The 25,698-nt window shown below is 59.4% G+C and carries 22 protein-coding genes and 1 pseudogene; 14 read left to right on the top strand and 9 right to left on the bottom strand.

The features are described from left to right. The first annotated feature begins 11 nt into the window (after positions 1-11). From Q0Z71_RS07210 to Q0Z71_RS07200, 3 genes are all read left to right on the top strand, one after another. Complete coding sequence (locus Q0Z71_RS07210; RefSeq protein ID WP_298020132.1) at positions 12-809, top strand: helix-turn-helix domain-containing protein; 798 nt, start codon at positions 12-14, stop codon at positions 807-809. Positions 810-926: 117 nt separating this feature from the next. Beyond that, on the top strand, positions 927-2,117 hold the full coding sequence (locus Q0Z71_RS07205) for a PLP-dependent aspartate aminotransferase family protein (RefSeq protein ID WP_298020129.1): 1,191 nt from the start codon (positions 927-929) through the stop codon (positions 2,115-2,117). A 34-nt stretch (positions 2,118-2,151) separates the two neighbouring features. Next, positions 2,152-3,576 carry a sodium:alanine symporter family protein gene (locus Q0Z71_RS07200; RefSeq protein WP_298020126.1) on the top strand — a complete coding sequence of 475 codons (1,425 nt, stop codon included), beginning with the start codon at positions 2,152-2,154 and terminating at the stop codon, positions 3,574-3,576. Between the two features lie 320 nt (positions 3,577-3,896). On the opposite strand, the gene Q0Z71_RS07195 is transcribed toward Q0Z71_RS07200, so the two are convergent. From Q0Z71_RS07195 to Q0Z71_RS07160, 8 genes are all read right to left on the bottom strand, one after another. After that, positions 3,897-4,373 carry a hypothetical protein gene (locus Q0Z71_RS07195; RefSeq protein WP_298020122.1) on the bottom strand — a complete coding sequence of 159 codons (477 nt, stop codon included), beginning with the start codon at positions 4,371-4,373 and terminating at the stop codon, positions 3,897-3,899. Beyond that, complete coding sequence (locus Q0Z71_RS07190) at positions 4,354-5,352, bottom strand: GGGtGRT protein (protein WP_298020119.1); 999 nt, start codon at positions 5,350-5,352, stop codon at positions 4,354-4,356. The genes Q0Z71_RS07195 and Q0Z71_RS07190 overlap by 20 nt, the downstream gene beginning before the upstream one ends. Positions 5,353-5,370: 18 nt before the next feature. Continuing rightward, positions 5,371-6,063, bottom strand: coding sequence for an iron-sulfur cluster assembly scaffold protein (locus Q0Z71_RS07185; RefSeq protein WP_298020115.1), 693 nt, complete (start codon positions 6,061-6,063; stop codon positions 5,371-5,373). A gap of 430 nt (positions 6,064-6,493) precedes the next feature. Further along, entirely contained in the window at positions 6,494-7,672 is a 1,179-nt protein-coding gene (locus Q0Z71_RS07180; RefSeq protein WP_298020113.1) for a hypothetical protein, read from the bottom strand. Next, positions 7,669-8,229 (bottom strand): RNA polymerase sigma factor, encoded by a 561-nt coding sequence (locus Q0Z71_RS07175; protein ID WP_298020110.1) that lies wholly within the window; start codon positions 8,227-8,229, stop codon positions 7,669-7,671. The genes Q0Z71_RS07180 and Q0Z71_RS07175 overlap by 4 nt, the downstream gene beginning before the upstream one ends. A 213-nt stretch (positions 8,230-8,442) precedes the next feature. After that, positions 8,443-10,530, bottom strand: coding sequence for a sodium-translocating pyrophosphatase (locus Q0Z71_RS07170; RefSeq protein WP_298020107.1), 2,088 nt, complete (start codon positions 10,528-10,530; stop codon positions 8,443-8,445). A gap of 319 nt (positions 10,531-10,849) precedes the next feature. Continuing rightward, complete coding sequence (locus tag Q0Z71_RS07165) at positions 10,850-11,497, bottom strand: hypothetical protein (protein WP_298020104.1); 648 nt, start codon at positions 11,495-11,497, stop codon at positions 10,850-10,852. 431 nt (positions 11,498-11,928) lie between these two features. Beyond that, positions 11,929-12,159 (bottom strand): hypothetical protein, encoded by a 231-nt coding sequence (locus Q0Z71_RS07160; RefSeq protein ID WP_298020101.1) that lies wholly within the window; start codon positions 12,157-12,159, stop codon positions 11,929-11,931. Between the two features lie 112 nt (positions 12,160-12,271). Here Q0Z71_RS07160 and Q0Z71_RS07155 point away from each other — a divergent pair, with 112 nt between their 5' ends. From Q0Z71_RS07155 to mnmG, 3 genes and pseudogenes are all read left to right on the top strand, one after another. Continuing rightward, positions 12,272-13,123 (top strand): metallophosphoesterase, encoded by an 852-nt coding sequence (locus Q0Z71_RS07155; protein ID WP_298020098.1) that lies wholly within the window; start codon positions 12,272-12,274, stop codon positions 13,121-13,123. Between the two features lie 54 nt (positions 13,124-13,177). Further along, on the top strand, positions 13,178-13,627 hold the full coding sequence (locus Q0Z71_RS07150; protein ID WP_298020095.1) for an aminoacyl-tRNA deacylase: 450 nt from the start codon (positions 13,178-13,180) through the stop codon (positions 13,625-13,627). A gap of 20 nt (positions 13,628-13,647) precedes the next feature. After that, positions 13,648-15,510, top strand: a pseudogene (gene mnmG / locus Q0Z71_RS07145) (tRNA uridine-5-carboxymethylaminomethyl(34) synthesis enzyme MnmG); the annotation flags it as partial. An 8-nt stretch (positions 15,511-15,518) separates the two neighbouring features. Here mnmG and Q0Z71_RS07140 read toward each other — a convergent pair. Then, a complete protein-coding gene (locus tag Q0Z71_RS07140) occupies positions 15,519-15,734 on the bottom strand; it encodes a hypothetical protein (protein WP_298020092.1) in 216 nt (71 codons plus the stop codon). A 76-nt stretch (positions 15,735-15,810) separates the two neighbouring features. On the opposite strand from Q0Z71_RS07140, the gene Q0Z71_RS07135 reads away from it, so the two are divergent. From Q0Z71_RS07135 to Q0Z71_RS07100, 8 genes are all read left to right on the top strand, one after another. Further along, on the top strand, positions 15,811-16,035 hold the full coding sequence (locus Q0Z71_RS07135; RefSeq protein WP_298020088.1) for a helix-turn-helix domain-containing protein: 225 nt from the start codon (positions 15,811-15,813) through the stop codon (positions 16,033-16,035). A 77-nt stretch (positions 16,036-16,112) separates the two neighbouring features. Further along, entirely contained in the window at positions 16,113-16,784 is a 672-nt protein-coding gene (locus Q0Z71_RS07130) for a cyclase family protein (RefSeq protein WP_298020085.1), read from the top strand. Next, the gene (locus Q0Z71_RS07125; protein ID WP_298020082.1) at positions 16,781-18,109 is read left to right on the top strand and encodes a Mur ligase family protein; all 1,329 of its coding nucleotides are present in this window, start codon (positions 16,781-16,783) and stop codon (positions 18,107-18,109) included. Before Q0Z71_RS07130 ends, Q0Z71_RS07125 begins: the two co-directional genes overlap by 4 nt. Before the next feature lie 4 nt (positions 18,110-18,113). After that, on the top strand, positions 18,114-18,863 hold the full coding sequence (locus Q0Z71_RS07120; protein WP_298020079.1) for a type 1 glutamine amidotransferase: 750 nt from the start codon (positions 18,114-18,116) through the stop codon (positions 18,861-18,863). A 357-nt stretch (positions 18,864-19,220) separates the two neighbouring features. Then, positions 19,221-19,844, top strand: coding sequence for a TetR/AcrR family transcriptional regulator (locus tag Q0Z71_RS07115; RefSeq protein WP_298020075.1), 624 nt, complete (start codon positions 19,221-19,223; stop codon positions 19,842-19,844). An 11-nt stretch (positions 19,845-19,855) separates the two neighbouring features. Beyond that, positions 19,856-21,250, top strand: a complete 1,395-nt coding sequence (locus tag Q0Z71_RS07110) for a TolC family protein (RefSeq protein WP_298020072.1) — start codon at positions 19,856-19,858, stop codon at positions 21,248-21,250. 78 nt (positions 21,251-21,328) lie between these two features. Beyond that, positions 21,329-22,564 carry an efflux RND transporter periplasmic adaptor subunit gene (locus tag Q0Z71_RS07105; RefSeq protein ID WP_298020068.1) on the top strand — a complete coding sequence of 412 codons (1,236 nt, stop codon included), beginning with the start codon at positions 21,329-21,331 and terminating at the stop codon, positions 22,562-22,564. Positions 22,565-22,570: 6 nt separating this feature from the next. Next, positions 22,571-25,681 carry an efflux RND transporter permease subunit gene (locus Q0Z71_RS07100; protein WP_298020065.1) on the top strand — a complete coding sequence of 1,037 codons (3,111 nt, stop codon included), beginning with the start codon at positions 22,571-22,573 and terminating at the stop codon, positions 25,679-25,681. Positions 25,682-25,698: the final 17 nt, after the last annotated feature.

Here is a 25,698-nt window from a genome sequence, read left to right as displayed (position 1 = left end):
GGACAGACTGCATGAAACAGTATTATACCATCGGAGAAACAGCAAAACTGCTGGGCGTCACCACGCAGACGCTGCGGCATTACGACCGGATCGGTCTGCTTTCGCCATGCCATGTGGACCCCGAGACCGGGTACAGGCATTACCGTTACCAGCAGTTCCACATCATTGACAGGATCAAATATCTGCAGGGCTTCGGCATGTCTCTGGAGGAGATTCAGCTCATCATCCAGAACGGAAAAAACGACCACCTGCTTCAGCAGCTCCAAAAAAAGCGGGCGGACATGGACCGGGAGATGCGGGATTTGCAGAAGCGGCGGGAAAACCTGGATTGGTACATCGACTACTGCACCTATATGGATTCCCAGGGCGGAGCGGAACAGCTTTACACGGTGCGCCATCCGGAGCGGTATATCGTCAGCTGTCCCTGCTATTATAAGGAACCTCTCGCCAATATGGAAATCCGCCTGGCAGAGGTGAAGAGCAGGCCGGCATACCGCGGCGAATCCTTCCACCGGCAATACGGCTACCGCCTGGATATCGACAGTCTGTTCCGCAGGGAGTTTTATCCCCGGACATATTTTACTTATTTCAGCGCAAAGCCCCAGCTGAAAGAGGACCTGTATGATATTTTACCGGCGGGTGAATACCTGTGCCTGCGGACACAGCTGCTGCACGAGGACTGGGACCCGGGCCTGCTCACCACCTACTTTTCCAACAAGGAACAGCCCAAGTTTGCCATCGCGTTGGAGTTCGAAGATAACCTGACCGACTGGTCGGACGCCTGGTATGAGCTGCAAATATTGTTGTAATAGAAAAAATTCAAAAGAAAATTTTGTCCTGTTTATACAATTGACCTTACTGTAGGGACAACCTCTATGATTGGAATCAGCCAAGCGATGCGCACGCGAAAAGCCAAGGAGGTTTCCATGCAGTTACAATTGGATACACAGCTTTTATACCAGGGCACAGAGCCGTGCGGGGAGATCCGCAATCCGGAGGTCCCCCCCATCTATCCGTCCACCGCGTATATCATCGACGACATGGATGATTACGACTACGCCAGTAAGGGCGGACGCTATTATTACAGCCGCACCGCCAATCCCAACCGGGACGGGCTGGGCAAAGCCATTTCCTACCTGGAGCAGGGTGAGGACACTCTGATCTGCTCCTCTGGCATGGCAGCCATCTCCACGGTCCTTTTGGGACTGCTGCGCCAGGGCGATCACATTTTGATGAGCAAGGCCATTTACGGCGAGACCATTGAACTGGCGGACCGCATGCTGAAAAACTTCGGCATCGAGGTCTCCTTCGCGGACTTCACCGACATCCAAGCGGTCAGCGACAGCATCCGCCCCAACACGCGGATGCTCTACACCGAGATCATCGCCAACCCCCTTACGCTGGTGGTGGACCTGGATGCGGTCCATCAGCTGACGGCGGAAAAGGACATTCTGCTGGTGGTGGACAGCACCTTTACCACCCCCTTTGTCTTTCGCCCCCTGCAGCACGGCGCCGATATTGTCATCCACAGCCTGACAAAGTACTTCGGCGGCCACAGCGATATCACCGGCGGTTCCATAACCGCCTCTGAAGCGCTGATTCGGAAGCTCAGGCCCCAATATCTGCTGCTGGGCTGCTGCCTGGACCCCAACACGGCCTGGCTGACCCAGAGAAGCATCAAAACCATGGGGATGCGGGTGAAAAAGCAGAATGAAAACGCCCGGCTGCTGGCAAAAGCGCTGAGCGAGGACAGCCGCGTCAGGGCCGTTCATCACCCCAGTCTTCCCAGCCATCCGCAGCATGAGCTGGCCAGCAGAATTTTTGACTGCGGCTGCGGAGCCATCATCAGCTTCCGTGTGGAGGACTCCCGGGAAAAGGTCAATGATTTCATGCACAGGCTGAAGCTTGTGAAATATTTGGGAACGCTGGGCGGCATCCGCACCACCTATACGCACCCCGCCACCGCTTTCCGCGATGAATTCACCCAGCAGGAGCTGGAGGAGATGGGGATGTACGAGGGTCTGATCCGCGTCTCCGTAGGCGCGGAGGATATCCGAGACCTAATTGAGGACTTTACCCAAGCCCTTGGGGCGTTTGACAAATGTGTGGCTCTTTGAAAATTAAATAAAGAGCGAAACGGGAGGAAATCGTATGAACGTTATTTCTGCAGCACTGACAGCAGTAGCTGATTTTATGTGGGGTACTCCGATGACAGTGGCGCTGGTAGGCACCGGCCTTTTCCTGTCCATCATGTTCAAATTCCGCTATATCACCAAAATGGGCTTCCATTTCAAAAACACCTTTGGAAAGATGTTTACCAAGGGTGAGGGCGAGGGAACCGTGTCCGGATTTGCGGCGGCATGCACAGCCATGGCCAATACCATCGGCGTCGGCAACATCGGCGGCGTGGCCACCGCCATCTCCATGGGCGGCCCCGGCGCCGTTTTCTGGATGTGGGTCTCCGGCCTGCTGGGCATGTCCACGAAAGCCTGCGAGATCATTCTGGGCCAGAGATACCGCGTGAAATATGACGTATCCATGGACGAATATCTTTGCGACCGCTCCTTTGTTATGAAGAACGCCTTTGGCTGGAAAAAGGGCGCAGCGGTTCTGGCAGTCTTTGTCTTTATGCTGGGCCCCTGGACGAACGCGGTACAGACCCAGTCTGTGACCTCCTCTCTGGAAGAGGCATTCGGCATCAATCCGGCCATCTCCGCGGCCGTCATCGCCATCACCTGCCTGATCACGATTGCAGGCGGCTTAAAATCGATCTCCAGCACCATGGAGAAAATCGTGCCGTTCATGGCCATGGCATACATTCTGGCGGGCATCGGCATCCTGGTCATGAACATCACCCAGGTCCCCGCGGCTTTTGCCTTGATCTTTAAAAGCGCCTTTACCCCCATGGCCGGTGTAGGCGGCTTTGCCGGCGCGACTGTGCGTGACGCTATCCGCTATGGTGTTGCCAGAGGCCTCTATTCCAATGACGCCGGCACGGGCTACGGTATCGTCGCCCACGCGGCAGCCAAGGCCGACCACCCGGTCCGCCAGTCCTCCTGGGGCTGGGGCGAGGTGTTTTTGGACACCATCGTTGTCTGCACCGTGACCGCTCTCTCCATCATTCTCACCGACAGCTATATCACCCATCCCGACATCACCAGCGCCCAGCTGACGACTGTGGCTTTCCGGGAGGCATACGGAAACCTGGGCAGCGGCTTTATGGCCTGTGCCATCACAGTGTTTGCGTGGACGACCATCGTCGGCATGTATTACAGCTGTGCGAAATCCGTGAATTATTTCCTGGGCGACACGGCGCTGAATAAGAAAATGACTCCGGTCTATATGATCTATTTCCTGCTTCCCGCCTCTGTGTTCTATTGGGTGGATGCAGCGGAGCTGTGGGCTGCCACCGATATCCTCACCGGCTTCTATGTCGTCATCACCCTGGTGTTCATCTACGGCAAGCGCAAAGAGATCTTCCGCCTGTTTAATGACTTCTGGGATCGGTTCATCCCGGCTATTGAGCGCGGCGAAAAGCCCGAAAAGGTGGCCTATGAGACCGTGGAAAAGCGCTGATATCTGCGAAAGCTCAAGCGCCATAGGTTCATTTTAAAAGTCGGCCGCGAAATTTGTGCGGTCACCTAAAAACTCTCCCCCCCTAAAAAAGCAGGAGGAGCCCCGGCTGTCTGCCGCGGCTCCTCCTGTCGCTGTCTTAGCTCCGTCATATCTCCCATCTGCCTTTGTCCGGTGCCCTGTCCTGTGGGGATAGCAGGCGGCGCACAGATGGAGCGGGGCTTTAGAGGTGTTTTTCCCGTGTACCACATGACGCCGGGTGCCTGCGGGAACAAAGGCGGCGTCTCCCCGCTGGAACGTCAATCGCCCCTGGGCAGGCCCCATCAGTAAGCCCCGCAGCGTGGAATAAACATGAGCGCCCAGCTGTAAATGGCTGCCAGTCCGGCGGGGCTTCGATAAAAGGACGTTTGTTCTGCCGCACAAGCAATATCCACTACAGCTTTGAGCGCACCGCGTTTTGCACCTTCTTGAACCGCCTTTCCGGCTCCCTGAATACCGCCGCAGCCAAGGTCTTTGCAGCCCTTTACAGGTCTCGTGACCACACCAGCTTCCGCGGCACAGCAGCGGCTATCGACGTTGCTGTCGGCAAGCACCGTGATCGGGTGGTAGTTGACGACTCTCCCCCTGCCGCCACTGCCGCTGAGAGCGGAATATGAAGACGGTGCCGGAGCATGTCCTCCGGTTTCAGAAGCCCAGATAAAACTGCCCGTTTCATACAGAAACGGGCAGTTTTTATATTCCTCAAAAAGTTGCGAAAACTGTGTGTCTTTCGAATTTTTCTTACTTCTGGCTTTCGGCAACCGCCACAGCCACGGCGACCGTGGCGCCCACCATGGGGTTGTTGCCCATGCCCAGGAAACCCATCATCTCCACATGGGCGGGGACGGAGGAGCTGCCCGCAAACTGGGCGTCGCTGTGCATGCGGCCCATGGTGTCGGTCATGCCGTAGCTGGCGGGACCGGCGGCCATGTTGTCAGGGTGCAGGGTGCGGCCGGTGCCGCCGCCGGAGGCCACGGAGAAGTACCTCTTGCCCTGCTCGATGCACTCCTTCTTGTAGGTGCCCGCCACCGGGTGCTGGAAACGGGTGGGGTTGGTGGAGTTGCCGGTGATGGACACGTCCACCCCCTCCTTGTGCATGATGGCCACGCCCTCACGCACATCGTCGGCGCCGTAGCAGCGGACATTGGCCCGCTCGCCCTCGGAGTAGCGGATCTCCTTGACGATGGTCAGCTCGCCGGTGTAGTAGTCGAACTTGGTTTGGACATAGGTGAAGCCGTTGATGCGGCTGATGATCTGGGCGGCGTCCTTGCCCAGGCCGTTCAGGATGACCCGCAGGGGCTCCTTGCGGGCCTTGTTGGCGTTGCGGACGATGCCGATGGCGCCCTCGGCGGCGGCGAAGGACTCGTGTCCCGCCAGGAAGGCAAAGCACTTGGTCTCGTCCCGCAGCAGCATGGCGCCCAGGTTGCCGTGGCCCAGGCCCACCTTGCGGTCCTCGGCCACAGAGCCGGGGATGCAGAAGGCCTGGAGGCCCACGCCGATGCACTCGGCGGCCTCGGCGGCGGTCTTGACACCCTTCTTCAACGCGATGGCCGCACCCACGCAGTACGCCCAGCCGGCATTTTCAAAGGCGATGGGCTGGATGCCCTTGACGATCTCATAGGGGTCGAAGCCAGCGGCGGTGCAGATCTCGCGGCACTCCTCCACGCTGGAAATTCCGTACTGGGACAGGACGGAATTGATCTTGTCGATTCTTCTCTCGTAGCTTTCAAACAGAGCCATTGGTCAATTCCTCCTTTTTTATTCGTGACGGGGGTCGATGTACTTGGCGGCATTCTCAAACTGGCCGTAGTGGCCCTTGGCCTTCTCCAGCGCCGCGTTGGCATCCAGCCCCTTTTTGATGCTGTTCATCATCTTACCCAGATTGATGAACTCATATCCGATGATCTCGTCATCCTTGTTCAAGGCGATGCGGGTGACATAGCCCTCGGCCATCTCCAGATAGCGGGGACCCTTGGCCTTGGAGGCAAACATGGTGCCCACCTGGCTCCGCAGGCCCTTGCCCAGGTCCTCCAGGGAGGCGCCGATGGGCAGGCCGCCCTCGGAGAACGCGGTCTGGGTGCGGCCATAGACGATCTGGAGGAACAGCTCCCGCATGGCGGTGTTGATGGCGTCGCACACCAGGTCGGTATTCAGGGCCTCCAACAGCGTCTTGCCGATGAGGATCTCGGACGCCATGGCTGCGGAGTGGGTCATGCCGGAGCAGCCCAGGGTCTCCACCAGGGCCTCCTCGATGATGCCGTCCTTCACGTTCAGGGTCAGCTTGCAGGCGCCCTGCTGGGGAGCGCACCAGCCCACACCGTGAGTCAGACCGGAGATGTCCTTGATCTCCTTGGCCTGGACCCATTTGCCCTCTTCGGGAATGGGCGCCGGACCATGGTACGCGCCCTTGGCAACGGGGCACATGTTCTGCACTTCGGTAGAATAAATCATGTTCGTGCTTTCCTTTCCTGATCTGTATTTTAGGAAAAACCGCTGTTTTAGGCGGCTTTCACAGGTTTTCCGTTAAACATTATATCGGTAAACGATTACCCTGTCAAGCAAAGAGCGCGATTTGTTGTCGCCTTTTCCCGCTTAATTTTTAGAGGATTTTCCTCTTGAAAACATCCGAAAGAGGAGCCTTGTGTCTCATCCGGCCGTTTGCTGTTTTGAAAAAAGAGATACCGGCATGTTCGCGTTTTTAGACAGGCCGACGGCTTTTGTGTTCCCGGTGCGTTAAATCCGATTCTCTGGTATATACCTGCAAAATTATACAAATCCGCCTTGTCCATGGTGCGTGCGCGGATTTGAAGAAGGAAGCCGCCCCAAAATCGGAACAGCTTCCTTCTTGACGTATGCTATCGTATCGTTGGAACGCCGTATGCTATCTCCTATAAGCAGGGTCTAAATTTTTCTTTTCCTGCTCAGAAAGGTTGCCCCAGCTGACTTCACGTTCGCCATACTGTGTATATAACCAATACGCGTCACCGATATGAACAACGATGTTCTCGCCGTATTGATATACCTCGCAGCCGACAATAGAATCATTCGCTTGGAGATCCTCTTTCGGCACCCCCTCTTCAGAAGCTGTGCTTTCAATCTTTCCCAAGCAGATAAATTCTTCTTTCATCTCCCCATATGAAATCTGTTCGGTGCTTTGTTTGTAAAGTACACCATTTACATAAACCATTGGTGGTGCGTCAGCCACACCGTGGGTTGAAATCGCAGCTGGTTGCGCCGTCTCCGCATCATCAGATCTGCGATTTTCCACCTGGGGCATATCATCCACTGCGCCGCCTCTAACCGGTCCTCCGCTGCCCGGAGTTCCCTCACCAGCAGGGTCGGAACCTTGACCATAAAGAATATTCCGGGGAATTGCCACACTGTCAGTACGCTTAATGAAATCATCAGCTTCACTGACTTTGTAATTATCAAAGGTGGCAAAAAAAGTTCCATCTTCCAGCAAAGAAACGGTAATGGCCTTTGTCGCGGTTTTACCATTCGCAAAGGTAATCTCCATAACGATAATATCCTCGCGCAATTCCGCCGGAAGTGTCGCAATAGTAGTTTCCGGGTTATCCGTCAGAGCACGGATTATCGTGTTGGGCACCCAATCAATCGTCAAATAATAATACTCGCTCTCGTCCTCACCATAAGTCACCGTGAAGTTTTGAGCTTCCCCATACTCATCTCTCGTTTCCGTCCAGTCCATAAAGTTGATTTGATGGTTTTTGCAAGAGAACCGGACAGTTTCAATATCCTCGCCGGAAAGATAGAACATCAACGGATGCCCTTTCATTTCTCCGGTATCGCTGATCGTTCCTGTATGGATAACAGCCCCTGCCTCTGTGATCTCTTCATCCGTTCCACATGCATAAGCCGTTACAACCATTCCACTGTTAAAGTAAGATAATATGCCGCTAATAGCAACGAATACGGCAAAGCAAGCGGCTATTGTTCCCCAAATCCTCCAATTCATTTTCTTTCTCACAGGTGTTTCAGCCCCCCTCAAAAGATCGTCATCAAGCTCGCAGAGGGCTTCAAAAAAATCCTCTTTCTTCATAATTCAAAGCCCCTTTCTGTCAAATACGCCTTTAACTGCTTCCTTGTCCGCTCCAGGGTCTTTGACACGCTTCCTTGCAGCATTCCATAGTCTGCTGCGATTTTTAAGACGGGATCCGCATACCAATAGCGCCGAATAAATAGATTCCGTTTTCCTGTTGAAAGGCCTCTTACAAATGAATTGATTGCTTTTGCCAATTCTCGGCGGTCAATGATCTGTTCGATATTTTCCGTATCTGATACACAATCTGCTAATTCATCCAGAACAAGTGTTATCTCTCCACTGCCTCGCTTTTCGGCACGGTTGTGTTTATACTTGTTAAAGGACAAATTTCGAGTGATTTTACCAAGGAATGTTGATAACTGTTTAGGCCAATGCATTGGCATGGAGTTCCATGCGTTCAAATAAGTATCATTGACACATTCCTCCGCATCTTCATCATTGTCCAAAATATTTCTTGCTATGGATTTGCAATAGTGGCCGTACTTTTCGGACGTTATACGAATGGCTTGGTCGTTTCTATCCCAATACAACTGGATAATGCTCTCATCATCCATATGAATCCTCCTTTCACCTATATACACAGCTTCTAAAAGGAAACCTGACATCTATTTTCAAAAATATTTTTCTTTATCATATCACATTTGACTGCATGGCTTGCAAATGTGATGATTACTGATACAAGGGATTCTGATTGAGCGCAAAAAGACGCCCTCCGCCGGGAAACGGAGGGCGTCTTTTCGTATGTGGCGAACGCTGTCAAGCAGTGCTTACAGTATGTTCATCAGGTTGAAGGCCAGGATCAGGCCGGAGAACACAATGGAGACCGTGGAGCACAGCTTGATCAGGATGTTCAGAGAGGGACCGGAGGTATCCTTGAAGGGGTCGCCCACGGTGTCGCCCACGACGGCAGCCTTGTGCTGCTCGGAGCCCTTGCCGCCGTGGTGGCCGCTTTCGATGTACTTCTTGGCGTTGTCCCAGGCGCCGCCGGCGTTGGACATGAACACGGCCATGGCGAAGCCGGTGACGGACACGCCGCCCAGCAGGCCGATGACGCCGAGAGGCCCAAGGACGATGCCGGTGGCAATGGGGACGATGATGGCCAGCAGAGCAGGAGCCACCATCTCATGCAGGGCGCCCTTGGTGCACAGAGACACGCAGGAGGCGTAGTCGGGGTCAGCCTTGTACTCCATGATGCCGGGGATGGTCTTGAACTGACGGCGGACTTCCACGACGATGGACTGCGCGGCCTTCTGCACGGCGCTCATGGTGAACGCGGAGAAGACGAAGGTCAGCATGGCGCCGATGAACAGGCCCACCAGCACCAGGGGATTGGTCAGGGACAGGTCCAGGACTTCCTCGGTCTTGCTCTGGACGATGTCCACGTAGCTGACCAGGAGGGCCAGGGCGGTCAGGGAGGCGGAGCCGATGGCAAAGCCCTTGCCGGTGGCGGCAGTGGTGTTGCCCAGAGAGTCCAGTGCGTCGGTGCGGTCACGGACGCTTTCAGGCAGGCCGCTCATCTCGGCGATGCCGCCGGCGTTGTCGGCCACGGGGCCGTAGGCGTCGGTAGCCAGGGTGATGCCCAGGGTGGACAGCATGCCGACACCGGCGATGCCGATGCCGTACAGGCCCATGCCGTAGGCGGTGCCGCCGCCGGCGGCGAAGAAGCTGACGACCACGGCGGCCGCCACGATCAGGATGGAGGCCATGGTGGACTTGAGGCCCAGGGAGATACCGCCGATGATGATGGTGGCGGAGCCGGTCTCGGAAGCGGCAGCCAGCTCCTGGGTGGGCTTATAGGTATCGGAGGTGTAGTACTCGGTGAAGTAGCCGATGGCGCAGCCGCCGATCAGGCCGCAGAGGATGGCCACGTACACGCCCATGTTGCCCAGGATGACATAGGTCAGAGGGGCGGCGATGACGGCGGCCAGGATCGCGGCGGTATAGGTGCCGGTGCGGAGGCTCTTCAGCAGGGACTCCTGGGTGGCGTCCTCCTTGGTCTTTACCAGGAAGGAACCCAGGATGGAGCAGATGATGCCGGTGACCGCCAGAGCCAGGGGCAGCAGCATGCCCTTGAAGCCATAACCGGCCACGCCGCCCAGAGCGAAGGTCGCCAGAATGGAGCCGACATAGGACTCGTACAGGTCGGCACCCATGCCGGCCACGTCGCCCACGTTGTCGCCCACGTTATCAGCGATGGTGGCGGGGTTGCGGGGGTCGTCCTCGGGGATGCCGGCCTCGACCTTGCCCACCAGGTCAGCGCCCACGTCGGCGGCCTTGGTGTAGATGCCGCCGCCCACACGGGCAAACAGCGCCATGAAGGAAGCGCCCATGCCGTTCATGACCATGATGTTGCCCAGGGCGGTGGGGTCATTCACGCCGAAGGCATAGCGCAGAAGGAAGAACCACATGGTGATGTCCAGCATGCCCAGGCCCACCACGGTGAAGCCCATGACGGAGCCGGAGGAGAAGGCCACCCGCAGGCCCTTGTTCAGGCTCTCAGAAGCGGCCTGAGCGGTCCGGGCGTTGGAGTTGGTGGCGATCTTCATGCCGATGAAGCCGGCCAGCATGGAGAAGATACCGCCGGTGACAAAGGCGAATGGGGTGAACTTGGAGAGCATCTGCCCGCCAGTGGCAAATGCGATCACCAGCAGGATGATGAACACCACCACGAACACCTTAAAGACGGTGGTGTACTGTTGTTTGAGGTAAGCATTTGCGCCTGCCCGGATAGATGCCGCGATCTTCTGCATCTTCTCGTTGCCCTCGGAATAGGCCATGACCTTGTTCCGCTGCAGCGCCGCGAAGAGCAGAGCGACGATCGCGCCAATAAAGCCGATCCAGAACATGTTTTCCATTTTTTCCACTCCTTATTGGTTTTGTGTGTTTTACAGTGCTATATCATTCTAACACACGTGAACGTTTTTTCAAGTAACACTTTTGCTTTTTCTTGCGCAAACGTTGTATTTTTTACGTTTTATCCAAAAATTAACACAAACTTCCGGTAAAATTGTTCTTAAATTCAGGCAAATTTTCGCAAATTTCGCAGTTTTATAGCGCAAAAAAATGACGTTTCTTATAAAAAAGCCTTTTGAAAGAAAATCTTCCAAAAGGCTTTTAGGACTTTTGTAAATTTTGCGTTGATATTTCCTCCGCTTTTTGCGTTTTTTTTGCGTTTCAATACACCAGGCTGAATTCCGTGAACACCCAGCGCCCATTTTCAAAGACATAGGGGAAGGACCAGCACTCCACCCCTGTCACCGTGACCTGGTCGTCATCCAGAAGGTCCACCATGACATCGACCGCATATGCCGTTTCGCCGACCTGTTCCGTCTGGATCTGCACCGCGCCCTTATAGGGATCCTTTTCCCGGCCGCTCCCTCTTCCGTAAAGCGCGCCGTCAATATCCCGGTACAGGGGACGGTCCCCGCCGGCGGCCAGCAGCTGTTCCGTCACATCTTCCGAAAACACGGCCCGCAGGTCGTTCCGCAGATCCTCCAGGTCATACAGGCCCCGGACGTCCACCATGCGGTACAGCGCGCCGTCCGCCTCCACACCTTCTCCGGTGGTCGCCAGCGGCGACAGGTCGAACCAGCTGTATACCCGGACCGCCCGGTCATACGCCGCCAAAAGCTCCTCCTCCGTCAAGGGCCGGGCGTCCGCCTCCACCTGGGCGGTCCGCAGGGCCGCCGTCTCCGCCGCCGGCAGTGTCTCCTCCGCCTGTGTTGGCGGGTCTGCGGCCGTTTTCTCTGTTTCCTCCGTGGAATTTCCGCATCCTGATAAGAGCAGGATCAGGAGCAGCGCCAGCCAAACCTTCCTTCCCATCGTTCTCTCTCCTCTGCTGCAAAGCCCCGCACGCTCCCAACGTGCCGGCTGACTCAGCCAGGGGCTTTTCTTGCTTTCAGCGTATCATATTTTCAGCAAAAATGCTACGGGCTTTTTTCATTTTTTCCCACTTTTTCTTCCTTTTTGCGCCCTTTCGCCAAAAGAGCCGGCCAGGGTGTCCTGACCAGCTCTTTTTGAAGTTTCTGTTTTTCGGGTCATTTATCGTAAACGGGTGTTCCCGCCTGTCAAACTGCCGTACAAAAGAAAAACCCACGCCCAACAGGCGTGGCTTCCATTGATCATCGCTCACTGAGCGTCCAGACGTCATCTAAAAAGATCAAATCGTCGATATCCCCACGCGACAGAGCGTGCTTCATCATAATGTTCCAATCACCCCTTTCTTTTCAGGTTATGTCTACTATAACAGAGGTTTATGATGAAGTCAAGTATTTTCGGCTTTTTATATAAAATTTTATTTTCTCTCTTGTGTGTTTTGACATTTTTCTTTGGCAGTCATGTCCCCCAGCCCCGCAGGATTTCAAAACCGTCCTCTCCGGCGGGCGCAAACGCCTCTTCCCCGCTTCCTGTGTGAAAAAAGCCTTGAAACGTGCGGAATTCAAACCGGTTTTTCCCGCTTCTTTGTACATTTTTTCTCTCGCCACGTAAATACTCCTTATGTTATAATATAAATCGTGCCGGTCCGGCACGACTTATGCTTTTTTCACGTCTCTGACGTGTGTTTCGGATCCCGCGGCAAAAGGGGGCCGCTCTTTTATGAAAAACCGGAAACACCGCCCCCTGCGGGCGGTCTTGACGCTGTTGTTTCTGGCGGCTCTGGCTGCTCTTTTTATCCGCTGGGACAACAGCGCTTTGCAGGTCACACATTTTGAGCCGTCCCTGGCGGACCTGCCCGCCGGATTCGACGGCTGCCGCATCGTGGTGCTGGGCGACCTGCACACCGCCTGTTTCGGCGAGGACAACACCGGCCTGCTGAACGCCGTCCGGGAAGCGGCGCCGGATTACATTTTCTTCGTGGGGGACCTGCTGGACGCCTTCCATGAGATTCCTGAAGGCTATGCCGCCGCTGCGGCGGAGGGGCTTTCCGCCATCGCTCCCACGTATTACATCACCGGCAACCACGAGTGGGCCATCGGCGGCGTGCCGGAGCTGAAGGAGAGCTTGGCGGAACACGGCGTGACGGTCTTGTCCAACCAGTTTCTGCCGCTGGAGCGGAACGGCGACACCATCGTACTGGCCGGCATCGACGATCCCAACGGCTACGCGGACCAGAAACCGCCGGAGACCGTGGCGGCGGAGATCTATGCCGCCTATGGCGATCCCTTCTGGATCCTCCTGGCCCACCGGAACAATTATTTCCCCGCGCATTACAGCCTGCTGGGGGCAGACCTGGTGGTCTCCGGCCACGGCCACGGCGGGCTGGTGCGCCTGCCCTTTACCGACGGGGTGATCTCGGTGGAGCGCACCCTGTTCCCCTCCTACACGGCGGGACTCTATGAGAAAAACGGCTCCACCCTGTTCGTCACCCGGGGGCTGGGCAACTCCGGCTCCACCTTCCGCCTGTTCAACCGGCCCGAAGTGGCGGTGGTGACGCTGCGGAGAGGATAAGGCGGACAGAATGCGGCACACAACGGCGGGCAAACCGGCACAGGAGTGTGAATGATGATGACCTTGGAAGCGCTGGACCGATATCTGCGGGAACAGCGGGCGGATTACGAGCTGATCCGCCAGGACTCCCCCATTCTCGCCACCCAGGACGCGGCGCGGCATTTTGATCTGCAATATGCCGCGCCCACCCTTGTCCTCCAGACGGAGACCGGGCTGATGTCTCTGATCGTCAGCGCCCAGCGGGGCAGGGTAAACTTTGAAGCGCTCAAGGCACGGCTGGGGCTTTCCAAATTAAAGCTGGCCGACCGGAAAAAGGCCGAAAAGGCCACAGGCTATCCAGCCGGGGCCATCCCTCTGGTCGGATCGGGTCTGCCCTGCGTATTCGACGCCCGTCTTCTCGATTTTGCATACATCTATGGCGGCAGCGGTGATCCGCTGCATACCTTAAAAATCTCTCCCCGGGATGTGGAGCGGCTGAACGCCGTGGTTTTCCGCCTGGGCTGAGCCCCAAAGAGGAATATATGATGACTGAATTCCACGCCGGACAATTTGATATCGCCGTGGTCGGCGCGGGCCACGCCGGGATCGAGGCGGCGCTGGCCGCCGCCCGGCTGGGGCTGGAGACCATCGTGTTCACCATCAATCTGGACGCGGTGGGCAACATGCCCTGCAACCCCGCCATCGGCGGCACCGGCAAGGGCCATCTGGTCCGGGAGCTGGACGCTCTGGGCGGCGAGATGGCGAAAGCCGCCGACGAGTGCTGCATCCAGTACCGCCTGCTGAACCGCGGCAAGGGTCCCGCCGTGTGGAGCCTCCGGGCCCAGGCGGACCGCCGGAGGTACCAGGAGCGGATGAAGCACACGCTGGAGCGGCAGGAGCACCTGACCGTCCGCCAGGGCGAGGTGGTGGAGGTCCGCGCGGAGAACGGCGCGGTCTCCGCCGTGGTCCTGTCCACCGGCGCGGTGTTCGATGTAAAGGCCGTGATTTTGGCCACCGGCACGTATCTGGCGGGCCGCACTATCGTGGGCGAGTGCGTGGAGGACTCCGGCCCCGATGGGATGCACGCCGCCCTCCGGCTGACAGACTCCCTGCTGAAGCTGGGCCTGCCCCTGCGGCGGTTCAAGACCGGCACCCCGCCCCGGGTCAACGCCCGGACGGTGGACTTTGACGAGATGGAGGTCCAGCCCGGCGACCAGCTGCCGGTGCCCTTCTCCTATTCCACGCCGGAGCAGCCGGCCAACAGGGCCGTCTGCTGGCTGACCTGGACCACAGAGGAGACCAAGCGCATCGTCCAGGAGAACCTGGACCGGGCGCCCATGTATTCCGGCCTGATCGAGGGGATAGGCCCCCGGTACTGCCCCTCCTTTGAGACGAAGATCGTCCGCTTCCCGGACAAGCTCCGCCATCAGCTGTTTGTGGAGCCCATGGGGCTGAACACCGAGGAGCTGTACATCCAGGGCTTCTCCTCCTCCATGCCGGAGGAGGTGCAGCTGCAAATGCTCCACAGCGTGCCGGGCCTGCGCCGCGCCGTCATGACCCGGCCCGCCTACGCCATCGAATACGACTGCATCGACCCCCTGGCCCTGCGGGCCACGCTGGAGGTCAAGGCTGTGTCCGGCCTGTACGGCGCGGGACAGTTCAACGGCTCCTCCGGCTATGAGGAGGCCGCCGTCCAGGGCTTTGCGGCCGGGGTCAACGCCGCCCGCAAGCTGCTGGGCAAGGGCGATTTCATCCTCTCCCGGTCGGAGTCCTATATCGGCACCCTCATTGACGATCTGGTGACCAAGGGCACCAACGAGCCTTACCGCATCATGACCTCCCGCAGCGAATACCGCCTGCTGCTGCGGCAGGACAACGCCGACCGGCGGCTGACCCGCCGGGGCTATGAGATCGGCCTGGTCTCCGGCGCGCGCCTTCTGGCCGTGGAGGAGAAATACGCGGCCGTGGACCGGGAGATCAAACGCCTGACCCACACCGGCGCGTCCCCCTCCCCCGCCCTGTCCGCCTTTTTGCAGGCAAAGGGCACGGCGGACGTCACCGACGGCTGTCCGCTGATCTCCCTGCTGCGGCGGCCCCGGCTCCACTATGGGGAGCTGGCCCCCTTTGACCCGGAGCGGCCCGCCCTGCCGGACGACGTGGCCGAGCAGGTGGAGATCTCCGTGAAATACGAGGGCTACATTCAGCGCCAGCAGAAGCAGGTGGAGGACTTCCGCAAAATGGAGTCCCACAAGCTCCCCGCCGATCTGGATTACAGCGCCATTCAGGGACTGCGTCTGGAGGCCCGGGAAAAGCTGAACGCCGTCCGGCCTCTGGACCTGGGACAGGCCTCCCGCATCTCCGGCGTGTCCCCGGCGGATGTGGCGGCGCTGATGATCTATCTGGAAAAATAGGCCGCCTACTCCAGCATGTGCAGCCCCAGCCGCACGCCGGTCTCAAAGGCGGCGGTGCACCATACCAGGCGCAGGGCGTACAGGCGGTCCAGCAGGTCAATGCGCGTCAATTCCGGCGCCGCCTCCGCCAGCCGCTCCAGCCGTTCGCTGTCAAACTCCGGCAGTTTTTGGAGCTGCGGTTCCGCGTAGTAATCATAAAGCCATTCATAGGTCTCCCGCATAAGAATCCCCCTAGCGCAATTTTATTGTGCTTTCACTATAACACACAATATAATTGTGTGTCAACAGGAGGTTCTCATGGAACAACATTTTCTGGTCACTTTAGGCCGCCGCTTACAAAGCCTGCGCTTGGAATCCGGTAAAACGCAAAAATCTATGGCCGAATACTTGGGCTGTACCACCAGCAACTACCAAAAGATTGAGTATGGCCAAGTAAATATCCCAGCGCTCACCATCATCGCGCTGGCCCAATATTTCCATGTCAGCACCGATTATCTGCTGGGCCTCCGGGACGAACGCTGACTCCTTCTTTTGTCTGCCATCCCCGGTATCCGGGGAACGTTTATCATACTGCACCACATAAGGAAAGGAATTGCGCCATGATTATTGACCTGACGCACACCATCACGCCGGAGATGCCCATGTATCCCGGCTCCTCCGCGCCCACCATGACCGCCGCCGGCTCCCTGACCCGGACCGGCTACCGGGAGACCCAGATCACCCTCTCCTCCCACACCGGCACCCATATGGACGCCCCCTCCCACCTGCTGCGGGACGGCTCCTCCCTGGAGGTGCTGCCCGCCTCCCAGTTCTGCGGGCGGGCCATTGTGCTGGATGTGTCCCACCTGGCGCCGGACCGCGTCATCACCGCCGACTTTCTGCGGCAGCAGAACGGTACGGTACGGTCCGCGGACTTTGTGCTGTTCTACACCGGATGGGAGAAGCGATGGGGCACGGACGCCTACTTTGAGGACACCTTCCCGGTGCCGGACGAGGAGGCCGCCAGATATCTGGTCTCCTGCGGGCTGAAGGGCGTGGGCACCGACGCGCTCAGTGTGGATACGCTCCAAAGCGACAGTCTCTCCGCTCACAAGATCCTGCTAAACGGCGGCCTGGTCATCATCGAGAGCCTGTGCCTGAAAAAAGTGGCGGGCCGGAACGACCTCATGTTCTTCGCCCTGCCTCTGAAATACAAAAACGCCGACGGCGCGCCGGTCCGCGCCATCGCGGAATTCCGGGATTTTTCTGACAAGGAGATGGAACAGGCATGAGAAAATTTCTCGCCATCATCGTGTGCAAGCTGGGCCGCTTTGTGGGCAGGCTGGTGGGCAAGGGCAGCTCCATGCCCGGCAAGTTCGCCCTGAAGATCTGCCCGGACATCCTGGCCCGGGTGCAGCTGCCGCCTCACATCATCGCCGTCACCGGCTCCAACGGCAAGACCTCCACGGTGGAGATGATCGCCGCCATCCTCCGGGCTGACGGGAAAAACGTGGTCTACAACGAGGAGGGTTCCAACCAGATCGAGGGCGTCACCACCCTGGTGCTGACCCACGCCACCCTGGGCGGAAAGGTCAAGGCGGACGTGCTGCTGATCGAGTCCGACGAGCGCTATGCCGCCCACAGCTTCAAGTTCTTCCACCCCACGGAGTTCGTGGTCACCAACCTGTACCGGGACCAGCTGACCCGCAACGGCCATCCTGAGTGGGTGTATGACGCCATCCTGCCCGCCATCCATCCCGAGACGGAGCTGATCTTGAACGCCGACGACCCCCTGTCCAGCTGCTTTGCCAACGGACACAGCAGCGTGCGGTGGTTCGGTCTGGACCGGTGCTCCCTCTCCACGGACGCCCCCACCGGCGTCTATCACGACGGGGCCTACTGCCCGGTTTGCCGCGCCCCGATGGAATACGACTATGTGCACTACAACCACATCGGCGCCTACCGCTGCACCAGGTGCGGCCACGCCAAGCCCGCCACGGACTACACCGCCACGGCGGTGGACCTGGAGAACGGCACCCTGACCATCGACGGGACCGTGACCATCCAGCTGGCCTTCCGCAGCATTTACAATGTGTACAACATCCTGGCGGCCTACGCCGCCTGCCGCCGGGCCGGCGCGGCCCCGGAGAAGATCGCCGGGGTCATCAACAACTATATCCTGAAAAACGGCCGGATGCAGAAGTTCACCCTGGGCCAGCACCACGGCACCCTTTTGACCAGCAAGCATGAAAACAGCATCGCCTACGACACCAACCTGCGGTATGTGGCCTCCACCAAAGCGGACTGCGCCGTGCTCATCATTGTGGACGCGGTGAGCCGGAAGTACTTCACCAGCGAGACCAGCTGGCTGTGGGACATCGACTTCGACCAGCTGAACGTCCCCCAGGTGAAGAAGATCGTCCTCTCCGGCCGGTACTGCAATGACCTGGCGGAGCGGTTCTCCTTCACCGCCATTGCTCCGTCGGTCTGGTCCGTTCAGCCGGACATCGCCGCCGCGGCGGCAGCTTTGAAAGAGGATGGCAGCGAGGACCTGTATGTGGTGACCTGCTTCTCCGACCGGGACAAGCTGCTGGCCCACGTGGTAAAGGAGGGCTGAGACCATGGAACTGAAGATCATCCACTTCTACCCCGATCTCATGAGCCTGTACGGCAGCTACGCCAACGTGTCCGTCCTGCGGCGGTACCTGGAGGCGCTGGGCAACACCGTGACTGTGGAGACGGTGGCCCCCGGGCAGGAGGCCGATCTCTCCCAGGCCGACTTTCTCTATATGGGGGCCGGTACGGAGCGGAGCCAGAAGGCCGCTCTGGCGGACTTTATCCGGTTCGGCGGCGCTGTGAAGGCCGCCGCGGAGGCGGGCACCGCCATGCTCTTCGCCGGGACCGCCATGGAGCTGCTGGGCAAGTCCGTCACCGACGCCGGTGGGAAGGTCTATGACGGCATCGGTCTGGCCGGGTTCACCTCCGTGCAGGGCAAAAAGCGCTTTGTGGAGGATGTGTACGGCAAGACCGACCTCTATCCCCAGGCTGTGGTGGGCTTTATGAACAAGTGCGGCATCGTCAAGGGCTTGGAAACGCCCCTGCTGACCTCCCTCTCCATGGGATACGGCAACGACGGGACGGGCACGCCCGAGGGCTTCCACTGGAAAAACGTGTTTGCCTCCCAGCTCACCGGCCCTATCCTGGTGAAGAACCCCCGGCTGCTGGAGGTCGTGGCCGCCGCCATCTACCAGCAAAGGGGCGAAACGCTCCCGGCGGAGCGCCCCGTGGACCGCTGGGCCGAGGAGGGCTACGCCATCACGGCGGAGCAGCTCTCCCTGCGCTGCCAAAATAAGAGCTTATCCGTAAATTAGGCGCATACGGATTGCGAGACAGATTTTTTGCCAGACAAGGCGATTTTTTGCAGGCGGGCTGACGCCCGGCAAGGAAAATCAACGAAATATGACGAAAAATATGGCCGCAAGACGTGGGCGTCCTAATTTGCGGATAAGCTCTAAGAACTGACCAACTCAAGTCCCGCAGACGGCACCGCTGTCTGCGGGATATTTTTGAGGAAAGCCATCCAGGGATTGGCAGAAATGTAACGATTCTGTGAAGATTTTATTTTTTTCCGGAAGTTCGTTGACACTCACCCGCCGCCTGCTTATAATGACAGCGTGTCACTTTTTAATGACAGTCTGTCACTTCATGAGAAGGAGGCTAAACGGAACATGCCGACAAAGACCTTCCTGCGCCTGCCGGAAGAGAAGCAGGCCCGCTTTATCCAGGCGGCCTGGGCGGAGTTCTCCCGCGTGAGCTATACGGAGACCTCCATCAACAATATCATCAAGGACGCCGGGATCTCCCGGGGCAGCTTTTACCAGTATTTCACCGACAAGGACGACCTGTTCTCCTATCTGCTGGAGAGCGTGCGGCTCCGCTTTACCGGGGCGTACCGCCGTCTGCTGGACGAGTGTCACGGCGATCTGTTTCAGCTTCAGATCGCTGCATACGACCGGTTTTTACAGCGGGGCAGCGATGATCCCTGTCTGGAGCGTTTTATGCGCATTCTGCGCATAAACCCGGGATTCGACCTGCGGAAAATGATCGCCGAAAAGCCGGAGCAGGTGCTGGTAGAGGACCTCGACAACCATCTGGATGTCTCGATGCTCCGCCGGCAGGACGCCGCCTTTATCCGGCATGTCTTTTCCCTGTCAATCATGGCACTCTGCTCCGCGGTGATGGACAGTCTGATCCGACCGGAGCGCTCCGATACATACCGGCGGGAATTGCAGGCCCGTCTGGAGATCATTCAATACGGAAGCCTGAAACAGGCCCCTGAACGGCCCCAATAAAGGAGGTACATATGAAACAGCGAATCACAGCGCTTCTGCTGGTCCTTGCCCTGACGCTCTCCCTGTGCGCGGTCTCCGCCCTTGCGGGCGAGGAGGGGCAGGCAGAGGATCAGACCGCAGAGGAGGCCGTCCCCGCCGAAGGCGGTCAGGACGGAGAAACCGCCGGGGTTGACGAAAACGATGAAGCGGAAGAGCCGCCCTCCCCGGCGGGGCCGGACGCGGAGCCGGAGGTGGACCCGGAGACCGGAGAGCTGCTGACGGAGGCGGTGGAGATCGTCCCCGACGCGGTGGGCACCGTTACCTTCGCCAACCTGGAGCGCCGGATCCGGGAGAAGAACTTACAGCTGCTGGTCCTGGAGGAGAACATCCGGACCCTGGAGGAGATCGACTATGACAAAATGGAGCAGAGCCTCCGGGAGGCCCTGAACGACATTGCCGACGCCCAGTGGTCCATGCTGGAGGCCTCCGGGATGATGAACGAGCCGATGGCGGGCAGCCTGGCCTCCCAGAATCTGCAGACCCAGTACGACGCCCTGCGGGAGCAGTTCGACGCCATCCGGGACGGTGAGATGCAGGAGGACAACGCCGCCACCATCCGCCAGCTGAGGGCCTTACAGGACCAGATCGTCATTGCCGGAGAGGCTCTGTATGTGGCGGTAAAGGCCATGGATATCCAGGAGGGCGCCCTGCAGCGGCAGCTGGACTCCCTGAACCGGACCGTGGAGGAGATGGAGCTTCGTTACCAGATGGGGCAGATCTCCGCCCTGCAGCTCTCCGAGGTCAAGTCTGGTCAGGCCGCCTTGGCCAGCGGCCTGGAGACCCTGCGCATGAACATCCGGAACTACAAGCTCCAATTGGAGATGCTGATCGGCGCGGAGCAGACCGGTGCCATCCAGCTGGGCCCTGTGCCGAATGTGACCGGCAAACAGCTGGAGGCCATGGATCAGGAGGCCGATCTGCTGGCCGCCAAGGAGAAGAGCTATGACCTCTATGCCGCCGCCAAAACGCTGGAGGACGCCCAGGAGGATTATAAGGAGTCCGGGCGCAAGTACGGATACAATGAGAAAAAATACGAGTTCATGGCGGCCAAGCACACCTGGCAGGCCGCGCAGTATACCTACAGCAACACCATGCAGGACTATGCGCTGAAATTCCGCACGCTGTACGCCCAGGTGCACGACTACAAGCAGATCTGGGATGCCGCCAAGATCGCGCTGGCCTGCCAGCAGGATACCTACGCATCCATGGAGTTGAAATTCCAGCAGGGCACCATCTCCCAAAACGCCCTTCTGGACGCCGGGGATAAGCTGCAGGAAGCCGAGGAAAAGGTGCGCACCTCCGCCAATGACCTGTTCTCTTCCTACAACACCTACTGCTGGGCCGTGCAGCACGGCGTTTTGAACTGACGCCGCAGCCGGACACGCAGCTTTTGTCCCGTCACGCCGATGGGACCCGATACTTTATCATAGGAGGACCCGTATCACATGAAATATCATCGTATTGCCGCCGTGCTGACAGCCGCCGCCCTGGCCCTGTCCCTGACGGCCTGCGGCGGCGAGGAGCCGGAGGAGGCCCCTGCCGCGGGCACCGCCGTCCAGGTGGAGACGGTATCCGCCGACACCATCTCCACGGAGAACAAGGTCTCCGGCAAGGTCTCCGCGGACAATGAGTCCACTATCCTGATCGCCTCCGCCGCCAAGTGCACCGCCGTATACGCCCAGGCCGGCGACCTGGTGGAGGCCGGCGACATCCTCTGCACGCTGGACCTGGGCAGCTCTCTGGCGTCCTACAACGCCGCCCGCATCAGCTATCACTCCACAGTGCAGAGCTATCAGGACCAGAAGGCCGTTCTGGACAAACAGGTCGGTTTGGCGGCTGACAATGTCAGCAACACCAAGGCCCTGTTTGAGATCGGCGCCGCCTCCCAGCTGGAGGTGGACCAGGCGGAGCTGAACTACCTGAACGCCGTGGCCGGGCGGAACTCCGCCCTCAGCCAGCTGGAGGCCGGGATCCAGAACGCCAAATCCAGCCTGGAACAGCTGGACACCGCGCTGGAAAATGTGGACACTGACGGCAATGTCATCGCCCCCATGTCCGGCACGCTGGTGACAATGAACGCCGTGGAGGGCAGCTTCATCTCCAATTCCATGCCCATGGCCGTCATCGACGGCGCGGACCAGATGAAGGTCACGGTCTCCGTCTCCGAGACGCTGGTGCCCAAGCTGGCCGCCGGCGGGGAGGCGGATGTGTATGTCAGCGCCATCGACAAGCGCTTCACCGCCACCATCCGCTCCGTGGAGCGGGCGGCCAACATGCAGACCAAGCTGTACACCGTCACCCTCACGGTCCCCGCCGATGTGACGGACCTGCTCTCCGGCATGTTTGCCGACGTCACCTTCCACACGGACGTCTCTGAAAACGCCATCGTGGTCCCCACCGAGGCCATCCTCACCAGCGGCGACACGCAGTATGTCTATGTGGTGGAAAACGGCGCCGCCAAGTATGTGGAGGTCACCACCGGCCTCACCGGCAGCGGCGTCACGGAGGTCCTCTCCGGCCTCTCCGAGGGACAGCAGCTGGTGACCGTGGGCCAGGCCTATCTGTCCGACGGTGCGCCTGTCCGGATCGTCACCGAGGAGAATACCCAGATCCCCGCAGAGTCCGGGGCGGACGGTGAGACCGCCCCCGCGGATGAACAGGCCCCTGCCGGGGAGGCATAACGGCACATGAGTACGGCAAGATTTTGCATCAAGCATAAGGTGTCCACCCTTTTGGCGGTGATCATGATCGCCATCTTCGGCGTGGTCTTCACCACCCAGCTCCAGATGTCCCTGCTGCCGGACATGGAGGCGCCCATGGCCCTGGTCATGTGTTACTACAACGGCGCCACCCCCAGCGACATCGAGGAGCTGGTGACCCGCCCCCTGGAGACCGCCATCATGTCGGTCCCCGGCGTGGACGCGGTGTCCTCCACCTCGTCGGACGGGGTCAGCCAGGTCCAGATCACCTATGTGGAGGACACGGACCTGGACATCGCCGCCACCAAGCTGCGGGAGAAGTTCGACATGCTCTCCCTGCCGGACGGCGCCATGGACCCCATCATCGTCAACATCAACATCAGCGACCTGATGCCCTCCGCCATCATTGCCCTGATGGGCGAGGATCTGGCGGACCTCCAGGCCCTGGCGGAGGACACCATCTCCCCCGCTCTGGAGCGCATTGACGGCGTGGCCTCCGTGACCGTCAGCGGCGGCGTGGAGCAGCAGATCGAGGTGCGGATTGACCCCACCCGGGCGGCGGGCTTCGGCCTTTCCAGCAGCTATATCTCCCAGTTCCTGACAGCGGAAAACCTGCTGTATCCCGGCGGCGATATGCAGAGCGGCTCCAAGACCCTGACCGTCTCCACCGACGCCAAGTTCCAGTCCGTGGAGGACGTGGCCAATATGCTGGTGGCCCTGCCCACCGGCGGCACCGTCCGTCTCCGCGAGGTGGCGGACGTGGCGCTGGCCACCCAGGACACGGACACCCTGGCCCAGATGAACGGCAGCCCCTGTGTGATCCTCCAGGTCTCCAAGCAGTCCGGCGCCAACGAGGTCGCCACGGCCGACGCTGTGGAGGAGCGGATGGCAGAGCTGGCGGCGGACCAGCCCAGCATCCGGTATTCCACGCCCTATCTGGCCTCTGAATACATCAACATCGCTGTGGACTCCGCCCTGCAGAACATTATGCTGGGCGTTCTGCTGGCCGCCATCGTGGTATTCCTGTTCCTGCGGCGCTGGGGCGCCACCATGACCATCGCCGTGTCCATGCCCGTCTGCATCCTGGCGGTGTTCGTGCTGATGAACGTGTTCGACCTGACCATGAACATGATGTCCCTGGGCGGCATCGCCATGGGCGTCGGCATGATCGTGGATAACTCCATCGTGGTGCTGGAAAACATCTACCGCTTTGCCGCCGAGGGCCATGACCGCATGAGCGCCTGCGTGGACGGCACCAAGGAGGTCACCACCTCTGTCATGGCCTCCACCCTGACCACCGTGGCCGTGTTCCTGCCCCTGGGCCTCACCGGCGGCATGGCCGGCATGCTGTTCAAGGACTTCTGTCTGACCATCGCATTTTTGATCCTGGGCTCCCTGGTCATCGCCCTGACCTGGGTCCCCCTGCTGTGCTACATGCTGCTGGACACGGACAAGGTCCGGGCACGGCAGCTGAAGCAGGCGGGAAAGCAGCCCAACGCCATCGCGGCCCGCTGCGGCCAGTGGATCGGCAAGCTGTATGACCGCTACATCAAGCTGCTGGACTACTTCGTCCATCACTTGAAGGCCGGGATGCTGGCCTCTGTGGCCCTGGTGGCGATCTTTATCATCAGCTGCCTGACCACCAACATGGTCCTAATGCCGGAGATGGACATGGGCATGATCTCCGTCTCCATCAGCACCCCTATCGGCTCAGATATCAGTGAGACCTCCGCCATCGCCGACCGGGTGACCGCCATCGCCCAGGCCCAGGTGCCGGAACTGGACAGTATGTATTACACCTGCCAGCCGGAATCCGCCTCTGTCACCTTGAACCTGGTGGACCGGGGCGACCGGAAGCGCAGCAGCCGCGACGTGGCGGACAGCCTGCGCGCTCCCCTGGCGGATATCGCCGGCTGTGAGATCATTGTGGATACCTCCGGCATGACCGCCATGATGAGCGGCGACGATATCAGCGTGGAGATCTCCGGCGACGATTACGCCACCCTGACCATGATCGCCGACGACCTGATGGCGGAGATCCGCCAGCTGGAAGACGCCGTGGACGTTACCAGCTCCGTGGCGGAGCAGGTCCCCCAGGTGAAGGTCACCATGAACCGGGAGGCCGCCGCCCAGTATGGCCTGACGGCGGCCCAGGTGGGCGCCGCCGTCCGCTCGGAGCTGACCGGCAGCACCGCCACCACCGTCACCATCGACAACAAGGAGCTGGATGTGGTGGTCAAGGGCGACGGCTCGGCCGCCGCCAGCCTGGACGCCCTGCGCTCCATGCCGGTGGCCACCGCCATGGGCGGCTATGTGCCCCTGTCCTCCGTGGCCCATGTGGACATCGTCCAGGCCCCCCAGACCATCACCCGGGTCAACCAGTCCCGCCAGGTGAACATCACCGGCGACACCATCAGCGGCAACGCCACGGAGATGACCAGGCAGCTCACGGAGCTTTTGGACCGCTATCAGATGCCGGAGGGCTATACCGCTGAATTGACGGGCAGCTATTCCGACATGATGGAAAACTTCTCCGACCTGCTGCTGGCATTGCTGGTCGCCATGGGTCTGGTGTACTTCGTGCTGGCCGCTCAGTTTGAGTCCTTCCTGATGCCGGTCATCGTGATGATGATCCTGCCGGTGGCCTTTACCGGCGCGCTGTTTGCCCTGCCCGTCACAGGCCGGGACCTGTCCATGATCTCCCTGGTGGCCCTTATCATGCTGGCGGGCACTGTGGTCAACAACTCCATCATCCTGGTGGAGTACATCAAGATCCGCCGGGAGATGGGCGAGAGCCGGGAGGAGGCCATCCTGAAGGCCTGCCCCCTCCGCATCCGGCCCATTATGATGACCACCCTGACCACGGTCCTGGCCATGGTCCCCATGGCCCTGGGCATCGGCGACACCAACGAGATGATGAGCGACATGGGCATCACCATGATGAGCGGCATGATCATCTCCACCGTCATCACCCTGCTGTTCACACCGGTGTACTACTCTGTTATCGACGACCTGCCCAAGTATTTCCGCCGGAGAAAACGCAAAGAGCCTCCGGCTCCTCCCGCCCAGGAGGAAGGGCTTCCCGCGGAGGTCCAGTGATTTGAAACCAGTCCCCA

Origin of the sequence: uncultured Dysosmobacter sp. (genome assembly GCF_947631635.1) — a bacterium.
GTDB lineage: Bacteria > Bacillota > Clostridia > Oscillospirales > Oscillospiraceae > Oscillibacter.
Note: the sequence above shows the minus strand (reverse complement) of the source record. Positions and strands in the feature narration are given on the sequence as shown.

Coding starts and splice junctions, on each gene's coding strand:
- Q0Z71_RS07210 (WP_298020132.1), top strand. CDS start 12: ATGAAACAGTATTATACCATCGGAGAAACAGCAAAACTGCTGGGCGTC.
- Q0Z71_RS07205 (WP_298020129.1), top strand. CDS start 927: ATGCAGTTACAATTGGATACACAGCTTTTATACCAGGGCACAGAGCCG.
- Q0Z71_RS07200 (WP_298020126.1), top strand. CDS start 2,152: ATGAACGTTATTTCTGCAGCACTGACAGCAGTAGCTGATTTTATGTGG.
- Q0Z71_RS07190 (WP_298020119.1), bottom strand. CDS start 5,352: ATGGCTCTGTTTGAAAGCTACGAGAGAAGAATCGACAAGATCAATTCC.
- Q0Z71_RS07185 (WP_298020115.1), bottom strand. CDS start 6,063: ATGATTTATTCTACCGAAGTGCAGAACATGTGCCCCGTTGCCAAGGGC.
- Q0Z71_RS07180 (WP_298020113.1), bottom strand. CDS start 7,672: ATGAAGAAAGAGGATTTTTTTGAAGCCCTCTGCGAGCTTGATGACGAT.
- Q0Z71_RS07175 (WP_298020110.1), bottom strand. CDS start 8,229: ATGGATGATGAGAGCATTATCCAGTTGTATTGGGATAGAAACGACCAA.
- Q0Z71_RS07170 (WP_298020107.1), bottom strand. CDS start 10,530: ATGGAAAACATGTTCTGGATCGGCTTTATTGGCGCGATCGTCGCTCTG.
- Q0Z71_RS07165 (WP_298020104.1), bottom strand. CDS start 11,497: ATGGGAAGGAAGGTTTGGCTGGCGCTGCTCCTGATCCTGCTCTTATCA.
- Q0Z71_RS07155 (WP_298020098.1), top strand. CDS start 12,272: ATGAAAAACCGGAAACACCGCCCCCTGCGGGCGGTCTTGACGCTGTTG.
- Q0Z71_RS07150 (WP_298020095.1), top strand. CDS start 13,178: ATGATGACCTTGGAAGCGCTGGACCGATATCTGCGGGAACAGCGGGCG.
- Q0Z71_RS07140 (WP_298020092.1), bottom strand. CDS start 15,734: ATGCGGGAGACCTATGAATGGCTTTATGATTACTACGCGGAACCGCAG.
- Q0Z71_RS07135 (WP_298020088.1), top strand. CDS start 15,811: ATGGAACAACATTTTCTGGTCACTTTAGGCCGCCGCTTACAAAGCCTG.
- Q0Z71_RS07130 (WP_298020085.1), top strand. CDS start 16,113: ATGATTATTGACCTGACGCACACCATCACGCCGGAGATGCCCATGTAT.
- Q0Z71_RS07125 (WP_298020082.1), top strand. CDS start 16,781: ATGAGAAAATTTCTCGCCATCATCGTGTGCAAGCTGGGCCGCTTTGTG.
- Q0Z71_RS07120 (WP_298020079.1), top strand. CDS start 18,114: ATGGAACTGAAGATCATCCACTTCTACCCCGATCTCATGAGCCTGTAC.
- Q0Z71_RS07115 (WP_298020075.1), top strand. CDS start 19,221: ATGCCGACAAAGACCTTCCTGCGCCTGCCGGAAGAGAAGCAGGCCCGC.
- Q0Z71_RS07110 (WP_298020072.1), top strand. CDS start 19,856: ATGAAACAGCGAATCACAGCGCTTCTGCTGGTCCTTGCCCTGACGCTC.
- Q0Z71_RS07105 (WP_298020068.1), top strand. CDS start 21,329: ATGAAATATCATCGTATTGCCGCCGTGCTGACAGCCGCCGCCCTGGCC.
- Q0Z71_RS07100 (WP_298020065.1), top strand. CDS start 22,571: ATGAGTACGGCAAGATTTTGCATCAAGCATAAGGTGTCCACCCTTTTG.